The organism is Microbacterium sp. NPDC060117 (genome assembly GCF_042729315.1).
GTDB lineage: Bacteria > Actinomycetota > Actinomycetes > Actinomycetales > Microbacteriaceae > Microbacterium.
On record NZ_JBHWXR010000001.1, the window covers coordinates 1,346,678 to 1,359,153 of the forward strand.

Here is a 12,476-nt window from a genome sequence, read left to right on the forward strand (position 1 = left end):
TCGGATCCGCACTTGACACTCCTCAGGTTCGGTGGTTAGTTAGTCGAGTAACTAACCGACTGACCGCAACGAGGACATCCGTGATCGACGAAGGCCGACCGCTCTTCCTTCAGATCGCCGAGGCGATCGAGGACTCCATCGTCGACGGCACGCTCGCCGAAGACGCGCAGGCCCCGTCCACGAACGAACTCGCCGCGTTCTACCGGATCAACCCCGCAACCGCCGCGAAGGGAGTGGCCATGCTCACCGACAAGGGAGTGCTCGTCAAGCGCCGCGGCATCGGCATGTTCGTCGCCGTCGGCGCTCGCGACATCCTGCTCCGCGAGCGCCGCACCGCGTTCGCGGACCGCTTCATCGATCCGCTCCTCGCCGAGGCCCGCACGCTCGGGCTCGGTGAGGACGATCTGGCCGCCCTGCTGCGCGAACGCGCCGCACTCGCCGCCCCGACCACCGCACGCACCGAAGGGAACCGCGCATGACCGCCGTCATCGAGGTGTCGAACCTCGCGAAGCGCTACCGCGAGAAGCTCGCGCTCGACAATGTCTCACTGTCCATCGAACCCGACACGATCTACGGCCTGCTCGGCCGCAACGGCGCCGGCAAGACCACGCTCATGTCGATCCTCACGGCGCAGAACTTCGCCACCTCGGGCAACGTCCGGGTGTTCGGCGAGAATCCCTACGAGAATGCGCACGTGCTGAGCCGGGTGTGCTTCGTGCGCGAGAGCCAGAAGTACCCGGACGACGCGGCGCCGATCCACGCGCTGCGCGCCGCACGGCTGTTCTTCCCGAACTGGGACCAGCAGCTCGCCGATCGGCTCGCCGACGAGTTCCAGCTGCCGATGAAGCGCCGCATCAAGAAGCTCTCCCGCGGCCAGCTCTCCGCGGTCGGCGTGATCATCGGACTCGCCTCACGCGCCGAGGTCACCTTCTTCGACGAGCCGTACCTCGGCCTCGACGCCGTGGCCCGGCAGATCTTCTACGACCGCCTGCTCGAGGACTACGTCGAGCACCCGCGCACGATCATCCTGTCCTCGCACCTGATCGACGAGGTCGCGAACCTGATCGAGCGGGTCATCGTGATCGACGACGGGCGGATCCTGCTCGACGAGGACACGGACGCCGTGCGCGGTCGCGCCTCGACGGTGGTCGGGGATGCGGCGGCGGTCGACGCCTGGACCGCGGGACGGGAGATCCTGCATCGCGAGGCGCTCGGCCGGGTGGCCTCGGCCACGGTGCTGGGCCGGCTCACTCCGGAGGACCGCGCCGGCATCGTCGACGCCGGCCTCGACCTCGCCCCGGTGTCGCTGCAGCAGCTCATCGTGCGCCTCACACAGCGCTCCGGTGATGACGCACCGACTGCTTCCCCTCTCGCCGAATCGCACGGAGAACCCCTGTCGCTCACGAAGGAGGTGCGCTGATGTCCCGGATCCTGAACGTCGTCCGCCTTCAGCTCGTCAACAAGCAGACCTGGGTGTGGATCCCGCTGATCGTCCTCGGCTCCGCACTGGCGCTGTCGATCGTCATCTACGCGATGATCCCGTCCGACGGACCGAAGTACGGCGGCGCGGGCCAGGCGCCGCTCTGGTACTTCTTCGCGCTCGGCCTGCAGGCTCTGACGCTGACCTTCCCGTTCTCCCAGGCGCTGAGCGTCACACGTCGCGAGTTCTTCCTCGGCACTCTGCTCACCGCGATCGGCGGCGCGCTGCTTCTCACCGCCGTGTTCCTGCTGGGTGGCTGGATCGAGGATGTGACGCACGGCTGGGGCGTGAACGGCTACGTGTTCCGACTGCCTTGGGTCTGGGAAGGCGGTCCGCTCGCCGCGGCACTGACGTACTTCACGCTCGCCCTGTTCCTCTTCCTGGTCGGCTTCACCGGCGCCACGATCTTCAAGCGCGCCGGGGCGCTCGCGATCGCCGTCGTCGGCGTGGGAGTCGGCGCGGCGCTGGTCGGCGTCGTGTTCGTGATCACCAGGTTCGAGCTCTGGGGACAGGTGGGCGCAGGCCTCGCCGGGCTCGGCGCGCTCGGCCTGGCGCTCTGGGGCCTGGTCGCGATCGCGGTGCTCGCCGGGATCTCGTACCTGGTTCTGCGCCGCGCGATCCCCTGATCGGCGGCATGCAGGAGAAGGGCCCGGCCATGGCGGCCGGGCCCTTCTCCTGTCGCCGGGTTCACACGCCGTATGCGGCGAAGAACATGTCGAGCGCGGTGTCGACGTGTGCGGGGATCTGCGCCGCGGGCAGGGCGGCGTCATCCCCGAGCAGCATCGCACGGTTGATCGGCTCGCCCATCACCAGCCAGTTCAGCTGCGTCGCCGCCAGCTCGGCGTCGACCGCGCGGACGAGCCCTGCCGCCTGGAGGTCTTCGACGACGGCCGTGAGCGCGATGATCGCCCGGCGGGGACCCCGCTCGTAGAGGGCCTCGGCGAGCTCCGGCGAACGTCGCAGCTCGCCGATCACGAGGCGGCGCAGCGCCAGGATCCGCGGCGCGAGCACGGCGCTCAGCTGCGCTACGAGCAGGTCGCGCAGGTCGCCGCGCGCGCGGGATGCGTCGGCGAATCGTGGCGCGGGTTCGAGCACCGAGGCGCTGGCCCCCTCGGTCTGCGCAGTGACGATCTCCAGGAACAGGTCGCGCTTGCTGCCGAAATGGCTGTACAAGGTCTGCTTCGCGACGCCGGACTCCTGCGCGATCGAGTCCATCGTGACCGACTCGTATCCGGTCGCGAGGAACTGCCGCTCGGCCGCGGCGAGGGCCGCGGCGCGCTTGGGCTGCGAACTCGGGCGCATCCGATCACCTCCTTGCCTAAATCATACTCGTGAGTCTAGTATCCAAACAAGACTCATTGGTCTAGAAAGTGGAGGTGTCCCATGGCAGAGAAGTCCGCCCTTCAGTTCGACGCCCGGCTCCGCGTCGCGCCCGAGGCCGCATCGTGGACGGTGTTCGACGTCCCCGACTCCCGCGCGTTCTTCGGCACCGGCCGACCGGTGCGCGTGACGGGAACCGTCGATGACCACCCCGTCGCCATCACGCTCATGCCCGTCGGCAACGGCGCCCACGTCGGCCCGGTCAAGGCCGCCACCCGCGCGGCGATCGGCAAGGCCGCCGGCGACCTCGTGCACGTGCGCCTGGACGGACCGGGGGCATGATGCGGGTGCGCACGGCCCTCGGCGACACGGTCGGCGTCGAGGTGCACGGCCCCGAGGGAGGCCCCGCCGCGCTCTTCGTCCAGGGCGCCGGGCTCGAGCGCGCGGCGAACCCGACCCCGTCCGAGACGGCGCGCCTGCTCGCCGAGCGCGGCTTCAGGGCCGCCGTGCCCGATCGCGTCGGACGGGGCGACTCGTCCGCGTCCGGCCCGATCGAACTCGAGCGTGAGCTCGCCGCGATCGCGGCGGTCGCCGACGCGCTCGGCGGACAAGTCGCACTGGTCGGGCACTCCTCGGGGTGCGCGCTGGCGATGCTCGGCACCGACCGGATACCCGCTCTCGCCGGACTCGTGCTCTGGGAGGCACCGCTCTGGCAGTTCCCCGAGGGAGCGCCGGCGTGGTGGGCCGACGTGCGCCGGCACATCGACGCGGGCGATCTCGAGGGCGCCATCGTGAGCTACATGGTGGGCATGCCGCCCGAGTGGATCGACGAGCTGCGCACGTCACCGCAGTTCCCGGCGCTCGTGCACAGCTGGATCCCGGACAGCACCGCCCTCGCCATCGTGGAGGAGCAGTCGCCGGGCGCCTTCCTCGCCGGGCTCGCGGCCCCCGTGCTCGCGGTCGTCGGTGCGGAGACCTTCCCGGGCATGGCCGAGGCGGCCGCCGCCATCGCCGCATCGGCGGCGCACGGAACCGCGGAGGAGCTTCCCGGCGCCTGGCACGAGTGGGAGCCGAACGCGATGGCGGACCGCCTCGCCCGCCTGCTCGCCGGAGCCGTGCGCTGAGGCGGGCGCGGTACGTCCTAGCGCGGCGTCACGGAACGCCCCGCGACCATCGCCATCGTTTCCCGAAGGCGACGGTCGCGGGGGATGCTGCGCGGGCGGCTACACGGACCCGCCGTTGTGGTGGCGGACTCCCGCATCGCCGGTCCATGGGGGCGCGGCCTCGAAGGTGCCGCGACCTTCCCGTCGAGCGGAGAGCATGGATGAGAACCCCACGAGAGCGATGACGGCCACGCCCGACACGATCCCGACCCAGACGTTCCGAGTCAGAACGCCGAGGCCCGCTCCTGCGCCCGCACCGATCAGGATCGCCAGCGTCCAGATGAAGAAGACGTACCCGCGGGTGAGGCGAGGAACCGGAGTCTCACTCATATCCGAAGGATACGAACTCCTCCGTGAGAGCGCGAGTGCGTTCCCGATCCTCGCTCCGGCGGCGAGAACCACGGCTCAGGGCACCAGGACCACGTCGTAGCCGGCCTCACGCAGGGCGCTCCGATCGCCTGGCGCGATGCCGTCGTCGGTGAGCAGCGTCGGGAACAGGTCGGATCCGCCGACCGCGGCGAACGCAGAGGCGCCGATCTTCGACGAGTCGGCGACGATCACCGCGCGCCGTGCACGGCTCGCCATCATGCGGTTCACGGCCGCCTCGCGCTCGTCATGCGTGCTCGCCATCCCGTCGGCCGACACGGCGTTCACGCCGATGAAGGCGATGTCCAGTGCGATCCCCGCGAGCAGCTGCTCCACGAACGGCCCGACGAGCTCGTAGCTGCGGGAGTGGATCACTCCGCCCGTGACCACGACCTTGATGTCGGGGCGCGTCGCGAGCTGCGCGGCGATGTTCACGGCGTTCGTGACCACCGTGAGCCCCTGGTCCGCGAGGTCCTCCCTCGCGGCGAGCGCCGTCGCGATCGCGGTGGTCGTGGTGCCCCCGGAGAGTCCGACCACGGATCCGGGCGCCACCAGCGCGGACGCGGCCTGCGCGATGCGCTCCTTCTGCGAGGTGCGCTGGTGGCTCTTGTACCGGATCGGCAGCTCGTAGGCGACGGACTGCGCCACCGCCCCGCCGTGGGTGCGGGTCAACAGGCGCCGCTCGGACAGACTGTCCAGATCGCGGCGGATGGTGGCTGCCGAGGCGTCGAGGCGCTCGGCGAGCTCCTCCACGGACACGTCGCCGCGGGCGGCGAGCAGGTCGAGGATCGCTGTGAGACGGTTCGCCCGGTTCATGCGCGGACTCCGGAGCCGGCGTTCGAAGCGCGCAAATGGCTGCATCTCAGGCGAAGATCCGGCCATGTGCGCGCTTCGAAACGGGAATCCCGCCCGAGACGGAACCGCGTCACGACGCGTCCTGAAGGGCGAACAGCCGCAGCAGCCGTGCGGCCTCCCCGGCGACCGCGTCGCGGGCGGGCGCGAGATACTTCCGGGAATCGACGAGACGCGGATCCGCCTCCAGCCTCTCCCGGATCGCCCGCGTGAAGAAGCCGTTCAGGTGCGTGGAGACGTTGATCTTCGTCATGCCCGCGCGGACCGCGGCGGAGATCGCATCATCCGGCACGCCGCTGGATCCGTGCAGCACGAGCGGCACGTCGACGCCGTCCTCCCCCGCGCCGCGCAGGGCCTCGCGCAGACGTGCGATGAGGTCGAGGTCGAGCGCCGCGGTGCGGTCGGTCATCGCGTGCGAGGAGCCGACGGCCACGGCGAGGGCGTCGACCCCGGTCTCCGCGACGAAGGCCCGAGCCTCCTGCGGATCCGTGCGCACCCCGGGGGCGTGCGCTCCGTCCTTGCCGCCCACCTCGCCGAGCTCGCCCTCGACGTACACCTCGGCGGCGTGGGCGCGTTCGACGACCTGGGCCGTGAGGGCGACGTTCTCGGCGTAGTCGAGCTTGCCGCCGTCGAACATCACGGATCCGAACCCGAGCGCGAGGGCCTCGTCCACGAGCTCGGGACGCTCGGCGTGGTCGAGGTGCACCGCGACCGGCGTGACCGCGCGCCGGGCGACCGCCAGCGTGGCCAGCGCGATGGGCTCGAGCCCGCCGTGGTAGTCGGCGCAGTTCTGCGAGATCTGCAGGATCACGGGCAGTTCGGCCTGTGCGGACGCCGCGACCAGTGCCTCGGCCGTCTCCAGGTGGATGACGTTGAACGCGCCGACGCCGGTGCCGCGGCGGGCCGCGTCGTGCACGAGGTCGCGGGCGGAGACGAGGGTCATCGGGGGGTCCTTTCGGTAGACGGTCTGCTCAGCGCCGTCAGGGGCGGGCTGTCGACGATCAGGGCGGATTCGAGGTCGGGCCACGACGGGTGGATCTCGCCGGCGAGCGGCATCAGCACGGCGGCGGCCGACCATGCCGTCGCGCGTCGCAGCAGCACCGTCGGCTTCTTCTCGCCCTGCGCCATCAGCACGGCGCACGCGGCGACGGCCGCATCGCCCGCACCGGTCGGGTTGCCGGCGAGGGGCTCGGCGAGCCGGGCGCGGACGATCTCGTCGGAGGTGACGGCCAGCATCCCGTCCACCCCGCGGGAGAGCAGCACCAGCGATGCGCCGCGGTGCAGCAGCTCGCACGCCCCGGCGATGGGATCGGCGATGCCGGTCGCCTCGGCGAGCTCGGCCGCGTTGGGCTTGAGCACGGTCGCGCCGGCATCGGCGGCGGCGAGAAGCGCCGGCCCTGACGTGTCGGCGATCACGATCGCGCCGGCGTCGCGGCCGATCCGGATGAGCGACGGCAGCAGATCGTCGGGGGTTCCGGGAGGGAGCGATCCGGAGAGGACGAGGACGGGCTTGATCTTCTTCACCGCAGCACGTCCGGATGCGGATCCGGATGCGTCGACGACGTCTCGGACGGGACTCCCCATCGCCAGCGCCCGGGCGACAGCGGCGCGGAGCGCGTCCCACTCCCGCGCGGTCGGGGCGACGCCGCGCTCGTTCACGATCGTGGTGTCGCCGAGATGCTCGTCGACGAGGGCGACGCTGCGGCGGGTCGCCCCCTGGACCGGAGTGAGTTCGTGGGGCACACCGGACGAGGCGAGCTCCGCGGCGAACTCGTCGCCGGTCGGTCCGCCCGCGGTGGCCAGCGCGAGCACGGGGGCGCCCTGCGCGTGCGCCACCCGGGCGACGTTCAGGCCCTTGCCGCCCGCGCGGGCGACCCCGGTGTCGGCGCGATGGGTGCCGCCGGGCACGATCCGCTCGACGTGCCAGGTGAGATCCAGCGCCGGATTCGGAGTGACGGTGACGATCATGCGAGGCTCCTCGCGCGCAGCGCCGCGCCCAGGATGCCGGCGTTGCCGAGCAGCTGCGCGGGGACCAGATCCGGGATGCGGTGGAAGCTGAGGCGCGCCTTCAGGCGCGCGCGCAGCTCGTCGAACAGGGCGCCGCCTGCCCGGGAGAGTCCACCGCCGATGATGACGGCCTGCGGCGCGACGACCGCGGTGAGCTGCGCGAGCGACAGGGCGAGCGCGTCGAGCGCGTCGTTCCAGACGGCCGCAGCGACCTCATCGCCGGCACCGGCGAGCGCGATGACCTCCTTCGCGCCGTCCACCGCGATGCCGGTGCGGTCGGTGTAGCGCCGGGCGATCGCTCCCGCCGAGGCGATGGCCTCGAGGCAGCCCCGCGCACCGCACGGGCAGAGCGGCTCGTCTGCGACCGGCGAGTGGCCGACCTCACCGGCGTAGCCGCCCGACGTGAAGGGCACTCCGCCCAGCAGCAGGGCCCCGGCGATCCCGGTGCCGATGATCAGCACGATCGAGTCCGGATAGGGGCGCGCGCCGCCGAGCACGTGCTCGGCCCAGCCGCCGGTGCGCACGTCGTGGTCGAACGCGACGGGCAGGCCGAACGCCTCCTCCGCGAGGGCGCGGATCGGGGCGTCCCGCCAGCCCATGTTGCTGGCGAACACGCCGATCCCGGCCACCTCGTCGACGATGCCCGGCACGACCAGCCCCACCGCGACCGGATCCACCTCGGGATGCTCCTCGCGCAGCTGCGCCCCGAGCTCGACCAGGCGGTCGATGAGCCGCTCCGGCAGGTCGACCCCGGGGTCGGGCGTCGGCGTGCGGCGCAGCCCGAGCATGACGCCGTCGGCGTCGAACAGGGCCGACTTGATGTCGGTGCCGCCCACGTCGAACGCGAGCACGGGTGCGCCGGCACCGAGCTCCGCGGCCTCTGCAAGGAGGTCTCCGGAGGCATCGGCGACCACGTCGGGCACGGCGCGGGCTGCCTCGGCCGCTTCATGCGCGCGGATGTTCACCGCGACACCGTCGTCAGGGGTGGTCATCGCCGGCGCTCAGTCCTCGAGGATGACCGAACGGGTGAGGTTGCGCGGCTCGTCGGGGTTGAGTCCCTTGGCGAGCGCACGGTCGAGGGCGACCCGGTGCAGGCGTGCGAGGTCGGCCATCGGGTCGATCGGGTGCTGCACCCAGCGTCCGCCGGTTGCGGCGACCTGCGCATCCAGCCCCTCGGGCGCGGCACCGAACTGCCACGTGATGCGACCGGGCGCGGCGATGGCGATCGGGCCGTGACGGTAGTCCATCGACGGGTACGACTCGGTCCACGACTGCGACGACTCGCGCATCTTCAGGGCAGCCTCGTGCGCGAGGCCGATCGTCCAGCCGCGCCCGAGGAAGGTGTACTGCTCGGCGCCCGCGAGGGTCGGATCCACATCGGCGAGCGCGGTGCGGGCATCGGCGACGGCACCGGCGAGGTCCTCACCGAGCGAGGCGCGGAAGAGCGCGAGCGCGGTGGTCGCGAATCGGGTCTGCACGACGGACTGCTCGTCGGCGAACGGCAGCAGGATCGCGTCATCGACCATGCTCACCAGCGGCGAGGTCTCGTCGCCGATCACGCCGATGATGCGCGGGGCGGATCCGGAACCGGTGAACTCGTCGACGAGCTCGAGCACCTCGGTGGTCGTGCCGGAGCGGGTCAGGGCGACGACGGCGTCATAGCCGCGGTCCATGAACGCCTCGCTCGCCGCGTAGGCGTCGGTGATGCCGAAGCCCGCGCGCTCGCGCAGCGCGGCGTAGGACTGGGCCATGAACCAGGAGGTGCCGCAGCCGATCACGGCGACGCGCTGCCCTTTCGCCGGCAGCAGGGCCTGCTCGGCCGTCATGCCCGCCGCGCGCTCCCACATCTCGGGCTGCGAGTCGAGCTCGGCGCGCATGTGGGCGCCGGGGGCGAGATTCTCGTTCGGGTCGATCATGCGTCCTCCTCGGCGGGCTCCGGTCGCAGCGAATGCGCGACCTTGCTCGATCTTACGACAAAACACGCACTTTCCGTCACCTCTTCAGGAAATCGATCCACAGACAAAACCTGAATGACACTAGGCTTTCCTCACTCGAAACCTTAACGTCGTACGGCTTTCGATGCCCATCCATCAAAGGAGATGACATGCCCGATCTTTCCCGTCGCACCGCCCTGCTCTCGCTCGGAGGCGCCGCTCTCGCAGGCACGCTCGCCGTCACGGGTGCTGCCCCTGCGAACGCCGTCGCCCAGGGTGCGCAGCCCAACCGCACCGTCACGGTCTACCTGGTCCGCCACGGCAAGACGTGGCTGAACCAGGCCGGCCGGATCCAGGGCTGGTCCGACTCCCCGCTCACGGACGCGGGCGTCGCGACGGCGGCGAACGTCGGCCGCAACCTGGCGGCTGAGATCGGCGGGTTCGACGCCGCCTTCTCCGCCGACATGATCCGCCACTTCCAGACCGCGAGCGGCATCCTCGCCGCCGCGGGTTCGTCACTCACGCCCACGCGGGTCGCCGGCCTGCGCGAGGTCTCATACGGAGGCTGGGAGGGGGAGAAGCAGTCCACCGCGTTCCCGCAGCTCGCCGCCGCAGGGCCGCTGGACACGCTCACGCACATCATCGATGCCTTCGTCGCGAGCAACCCCGACAAGACGCTGCCCACCGAGACCTGGGCGCAGGTCGCCGCTCGCATGAACGACGCGCTCACCGCCGCGGCCACCGACCGAACGATTCCGATGCGCCATGGGGGAAAGATCCTCGCCGTCTCCAGCGGCATGTCGATCACCTGCCTGCTCGAGTCGCTCGGCGCTACCGTGCCCGCGCCGCTGGAGAACGGCGCGGTCAACGTCCTCAGCTACGCGAAGGGCGCCTGGACCGTGCAGTCGGTGAACGACACGAGCTACGCGGGCTGAGCTCCGCGCACCGAGGCCGTCGACTGCGGCCCGTCCTGCATACCGTGCGATGCGATCGCGTTCAGCGGGATCCGGCGGCCTCGGTGTGATGGCGGATGACCTCCGCGACCACGAAGTTGAACCACTTCTCGGCGAATTCCGGATCCAGATGCGCCTCCTCGGCGAGCGCGCGCAGGCGGGCGACCTGCTGCTCCTCGCGGCCCGGATCCGATGCCGGCATCTCGTGCTCGGCCTTGAGTACGCCCACCTGCTGCGTGCAGCGGAACCGCTCCGCGAGCATGAAGATGAGGGCGGCGTCGATGTTGTCGATACTGGCGCGCAGTCGCAGCAGTTCGGTGCGGGGATCGGCAGCGGACATGGGGGCTCCTCACCGGACGGCGGACGGGCGGACCCTCCGACGATAACGCGTCCCCGCCCTCTACAGTGAAGCCATGAGCCGCGAAGACCGCACCCCCGAGGAGGCGGCGGACGACACCGCCGCGATGCCCGCCGGCACGGCGGAGACCGGGGGCACCGCGACCGCGACCGTCGCCCCGGCCGACGACACCGCCGCGGAGGACATCGCCCCCTCCAAGTACATCGAGGCGGCGCCTCCGCGCGCATCGTTCTGGACGCGCATCGACAAGCCGTTCCGTTTCGGTTTCCTCGCCACGGTCGGCGGTCTGCTGGCGATCCTCCTCGGCCTGTCGCTCGGCAGCCTGTCGACCGTCCTGATCTACATCGCCTTCGCCCTGTTCGCCGCACTCGGCCTCGACCCGGCGGTGCGCTGGCTCGAGCGGCACGGGCTGAGCCGCGCCTGGTCGGTGGTCACGGTCATCGTGGCGCTTGCACTCGTCCTGGTCGTCATCGTGCTGGCGATCCTGCCGACCGTCATCGACCAGATCGCGACGTTCATCTCGGGGATCCCCGGAACGATCCGCAACTTCACGCACACGCAGTTCTATGCGTGGCTCGAGGGTCAGTTCGGCGTGGGCCTGACAGACCTCGTCACCGAGGTGCAGAAGTTCCTCAGTGACCCCAGCCGGATCGCGCAGATCGGCGGGGGCGCGCTGCAGATCGGGACCGGCATCGCGACGGGCATCGCCACGGGCATCTCCGGCGGACTGATCGTGCTCGTGCTGACGCTGTACTTCCTCGCGACGCTCCCCTCGATCAAGTCGGGGCTGCTGCGGCTCGCGCCGGCCCGCGACCGCAAGGCCATCGACCGCATCAGCGAGCAGATCATCGAATCGGTGGGCGGCTATGTGATGGGCATGGTGGGCCTCGCCTTCATCAACGCGGTGATCGTCTTCCTCCTCTATCTGGTGCTCGGGCTGCCGTTCCCCCCGCTCATGGCGACGGTGGCATTCCTCATCACGCTGATCCCGCTCGTCGGATCCGTTCTGTTCTGGATCATCGGCACCGGCATCGCACTGTTCAGCTCGCCACTCATGGCGCTGATCTTCGCTGCGGTCTACGTCGTGTACATGCAGATCGAGGCCTACGTCATCACCCCTCGCGTGATGAGCAAGGCGATCTCCATCCCCGGCTCGCTGGTCGTGATCGGCGCTCTCGTCGGCGGCACGCTCCTCGGCCTGCTCGGAGCCCTCATCGCCGTGCCGGTGACCGCCTCGATCCTGATCATCATCAAGCAGGTGTGGATCCCCCGTCAGGACGGGCGGATCTAGCGGTCCGGCATCGACGCGGCGCGGCTTTCGCGGGCGCGGCCTTCGCGAGCGCGGCCTTCGCGGGCGCGGCTTCCGCGGGGGCGGCCTTGCCTGGCACCGCATCGGCCCAGCTCGGCTCGGCATCGTCCGAGTGGTTGCTTGCGCGAATGGGTTCGCCGTGGTGACGAGTCGGAACCGGGCGCTCGTCATCTGGTTGTGTCCGGTTTTTCTCACCTCGGCCACGAGGCTCGACGGGGTGCGTTTGACCGACTCCGAGTCGTGACGTATTTGTGATCTTTTCCGAGCTTGATCTGGTTCTTTCGGGGTCGGGAATGTCGGTGGCCCCGGGTTGAATGGGGGTATGACGAGCTCGACCGGCACGGTTCTGGATCCCGGGGTGGACCCGGTGGATCCGGTCGTCGTGCTCGCCGCGTTGGCGTCCATGGTGCGGGACACGGAAGCGACGATCATCCGCCTGCAAGCGGTGCGGGAGGCGCAGCTCGCGGTCGCGCAGCGTTTCGCGGAACACCTCGCCGCCGAGGCCAGGTCGGCCGGGCGGGGTGATGCGGTGGAGCTCGCATCCCGGTCCGTCGCGGCGGAGTTGGCGGGGGTGCTGCACATGTCGGACCGGGTCGTGCAGGGCCGGATGGCCCGCGCTTCAGAACTCGTGACCCGGTTCCCGGTGACGATGCAGGCGTTCACCGAGGCGCGGATCAACTCGGCGCACGTGCGGCAGATCCAAGACACCGGAGCCCGCCTGGACGACACTGCGC

The 12,476-nt window shown here is 70.8% G+C and carries 15 protein-coding genes and 1 pseudogene; 8 read left to right on the top strand and 8 right to left on the bottom strand.

What is annotated here, in order from left to right:
- Positions 1–80: 80 nt before the first annotated feature.
- The 3 genes from ACFWCK_RS06040 to ACFWCK_RS06050 are packed head-to-tail and all read left to right on the top strand — an operon-like array spanning position 81 to position 2,106.
- Complete coding sequence (locus ACFWCK_RS06040; RefSeq protein ID WP_378805013.1) at positions 81–479, top strand: GntR family transcriptional regulator; 399 nt, start codon at positions 81–83, stop codon at positions 477–479.
- Entirely contained in the window at positions 476–1,420 is a 945-nt protein-coding gene (locus ACFWCK_RS06045) for an ABC transporter ATP-binding protein (protein ID WP_378805014.1), read from the top strand. The genes ACFWCK_RS06040 and ACFWCK_RS06045 overlap by 4 nt, the downstream gene beginning before the upstream one ends.
- The gene (locus ACFWCK_RS06050; RefSeq protein WP_233311691.1) at positions 1,420–2,106 is read left to right on the top strand and encodes a hypothetical protein; all 687 of its coding nucleotides are present in this window, start codon (positions 1,420–1,422) and stop codon (positions 2,104–2,106) included. Before ACFWCK_RS06045 ends, ACFWCK_RS06050 begins: the two co-directional genes overlap by 1 nt.
- A 61-nt stretch (positions 2,107–2,167) precedes the next feature.
- Here the strand turns inward: ACFWCK_RS06050 and ACFWCK_RS06055 are convergent, their stop codons facing one another.
- Positions 2,168–2,782, bottom strand: a complete 615-nt coding sequence (locus ACFWCK_RS06055) for a TetR/AcrR family transcriptional regulator (protein ID WP_378805015.1) — start codon at positions 2,780–2,782, stop codon at positions 2,168–2,170.
- A gap of 81 nt (positions 2,783–2,863) precedes the next feature.
- On the opposite strand from ACFWCK_RS06055, the gene ACFWCK_RS06060 reads away from it, so the two are divergent.
- Together ACFWCK_RS06060 and ACFWCK_RS06065 are read left to right on the top strand one after the other, a co-directional pair.
- A complete protein-coding gene (locus ACFWCK_RS06060) occupies positions 2,864–3,142 on the top strand; it encodes a DUF1905 domain-containing protein (RefSeq protein ID WP_378805016.1) in 279 nt (92 codons plus the stop codon).
- Positions 3,139–3,924, top strand: a complete 786-nt coding sequence (locus ACFWCK_RS06065; RefSeq protein WP_378805017.1) for an alpha/beta fold hydrolase — start codon at positions 3,139–3,141, stop codon at positions 3,922–3,924. The genes ACFWCK_RS06060 and ACFWCK_RS06065 overlap by 4 nt, the downstream gene beginning before the upstream one ends.
- A gap of 99 nt (positions 3,925–4,023) precedes the next feature.
- Here ACFWCK_RS06065 and ACFWCK_RS06070 read toward each other — a convergent pair whose 3' ends face one another.
- The 6 genes from ACFWCK_RS06070 to ACFWCK_RS06095 form a co-directional block, all read right to left on the bottom strand.
- A complete protein-coding gene (locus ACFWCK_RS06070; protein ID WP_378805018.1) occupies positions 4,024–4,293 on the bottom strand; it encodes a hypothetical protein in 270 nt (89 codons plus the stop codon).
- Positions 4,294–4,368: 75 nt separating this feature from the next.
- Positions 4,369–5,145 (bottom strand): DeoR/GlpR family DNA-binding transcription regulator, encoded by a 777-nt coding sequence (locus ACFWCK_RS06075; RefSeq protein WP_378805019.1) that lies wholly within the window; start codon positions 5,143–5,145, stop codon positions 4,369–4,371.
- A gap of 109 nt (positions 5,146–5,254) precedes the next feature.
- Positions 5,255–6,124 (bottom strand): ketose-bisphosphate aldolase, encoded by an 870-nt coding sequence (locus ACFWCK_RS06080; protein ID WP_378805020.1) that lies wholly within the window; start codon positions 6,122–6,124, stop codon positions 5,255–5,257.
- Positions 6,121–7,149 carry a 1-phosphofructokinase family hexose kinase gene (locus ACFWCK_RS06085; protein ID WP_378805021.1) on the bottom strand — a complete coding sequence of 343 codons (1,029 nt, stop codon included), beginning with the start codon at positions 7,147–7,149 and terminating at the stop codon, positions 6,121–6,123. Before ACFWCK_RS06085 ends, ACFWCK_RS06080 begins: the two co-directional genes overlap by 4 nt.
- Positions 7,146–8,180: an ROK family protein gene (locus tag ACFWCK_RS06090; protein ID WP_378805022.1), complete on the bottom strand. Its 1,035-nt coding sequence runs from the start codon at positions 8,178–8,180 to the stop codon at positions 7,146–7,148. Before ACFWCK_RS06090 ends, ACFWCK_RS06085 begins: the two co-directional genes overlap by 4 nt.
- Before the next feature lie 9 nt (positions 8,181–8,189).
- Entirely contained in the window at positions 8,190–9,104 is a 915-nt protein-coding gene (locus ACFWCK_RS06095; protein WP_378805023.1) for an SIS domain-containing protein, read from the bottom strand.
- A 188-nt stretch (positions 9,105–9,292) separates the two neighbouring features.
- Here ACFWCK_RS06095 and ACFWCK_RS06100 point away from each other — a divergent pair, with 188 nt between their 5' ends.
- Complete coding sequence (locus ACFWCK_RS06100) at positions 9,293–10,057, top strand: histidine phosphatase family protein (protein WP_378805024.1); 765 nt, start codon at positions 9,293–9,295, stop codon at positions 10,055–10,057.
- A gap of 61 nt (positions 10,058–10,118) precedes the next feature.
- Here the strand turns inward: ACFWCK_RS06100 and ACFWCK_RS06105 are convergent, their stop codons facing one another.
- Positions 10,119–10,415 carry a chorismate mutase gene (locus tag ACFWCK_RS06105; protein ID WP_233311701.1) on the bottom strand — a complete coding sequence of 99 codons (297 nt, stop codon included), beginning with the start codon at positions 10,413–10,415 and terminating at the stop codon, positions 10,119–10,121.
- Positions 10,416–10,488: 73 nt separating this feature from the next.
- On the opposite strand from ACFWCK_RS06105, the gene ACFWCK_RS06110 reads away from it, so the two are divergent.
- Together ACFWCK_RS06110 and ACFWCK_RS06115 are read left to right on the top strand one after the other, a co-directional pair.
- Entirely contained in the window at positions 10,489–11,724 is a 1,236-nt protein-coding gene (locus ACFWCK_RS06110; RefSeq protein ID WP_378805025.1) for an AI-2E family transporter, read from the top strand.
- A 340-nt stretch (positions 11,725–12,064) separates the two neighbouring features.
- Positions 12,065–12,476: pseudogene (locus ACFWCK_RS06115) on the top strand (hypothetical protein); the annotation flags it as partial.

What these genes read in the sequence shown, in the direction of transcription:
- ACFWCK_RS06045 (WP_378805014.1), top strand. Translation starts at nt 476, where the DNA reads ATGACCGCCGTCATCGAGGTGTCGAACCTCGCGAAGCGCTACCGCGAG.
- ACFWCK_RS06050 (WP_233311691.1), top strand. Translation starts at nt 1,420, where the DNA reads ATGTCCCGGATCCTGAACGTCGTCCGCCTTCAGCTCGTCAACAAGCAG.
- ACFWCK_RS06055 (WP_378805015.1), bottom strand. Translation starts at nt 2,782, where the DNA reads ATGCGCCCGAGTTCGCAGCCCAAGCGCGCCGCGGCCCTCGCCGCGGCC.
- ACFWCK_RS06060 (WP_378805016.1), top strand. Translation starts at nt 2,864, where the DNA reads ATGGCAGAGAAGTCCGCCCTTCAGTTCGACGCCCGGCTCCGCGTCGCG.
- ACFWCK_RS06065 (WP_378805017.1), top strand. Translation starts at nt 3,139, where the DNA reads ATGATGCGGGTGCGCACGGCCCTCGGCGACACGGTCGGCGTCGAGGTG.
- ACFWCK_RS06070 (WP_378805018.1), bottom strand. Translation starts at nt 4,293, where the DNA reads ATGAGTGAGACTCCGGTTCCTCGCCTCACCCGCGGGTACGTCTTCTTC.
- ACFWCK_RS06075 (WP_378805019.1), bottom strand. Translation starts at nt 5,145, where the DNA reads ATGAACCGGGCGAACCGTCTCACAGCGATCCTCGACCTGCTCGCCGCC.
- ACFWCK_RS06080 (WP_378805020.1), bottom strand. Translation starts at nt 6,124, where the DNA reads ATGACCCTCGTCTCCGCCCGCGACCTCGTGCACGACGCGGCCCGCCGC.
- ACFWCK_RS06085 (WP_378805021.1), bottom strand. Translation starts at nt 7,149, where the DNA reads ATGATCGTCACCGTCACTCCGAATCCGGCGCTGGATCTCACCTGGCAC.
- ACFWCK_RS06090 (WP_378805022.1), bottom strand. Translation starts at nt 8,180, where the DNA reads ATGACCACCCCTGACGACGGTGTCGCGGTGAACATCCGCGCGCATGAA.
- ACFWCK_RS06095 (WP_378805023.1), bottom strand. Translation starts at nt 9,104, where the DNA reads ATGATCGACCCGAACGAGAATCTCGCCCCCGGCGCCCACATGCGCGCC.
- ACFWCK_RS06100 (WP_378805024.1), top strand. Translation starts at nt 9,293, where the DNA reads ATGCCCGATCTTTCCCGTCGCACCGCCCTGCTCTCGCTCGGAGGCGCC.
- ACFWCK_RS06105 (WP_233311701.1), bottom strand. Translation starts at nt 10,415, where the DNA reads ATGTCCGCTGCCGATCCCCGCACCGAACTGCTGCGACTGCGCGCCAGT.
- ACFWCK_RS06110 (WP_378805025.1), top strand. Translation starts at nt 10,489, where the DNA reads ATGAGCCGCGAAGACCGCACCCCCGAGGAGGCGGCGGACGACACCGCC.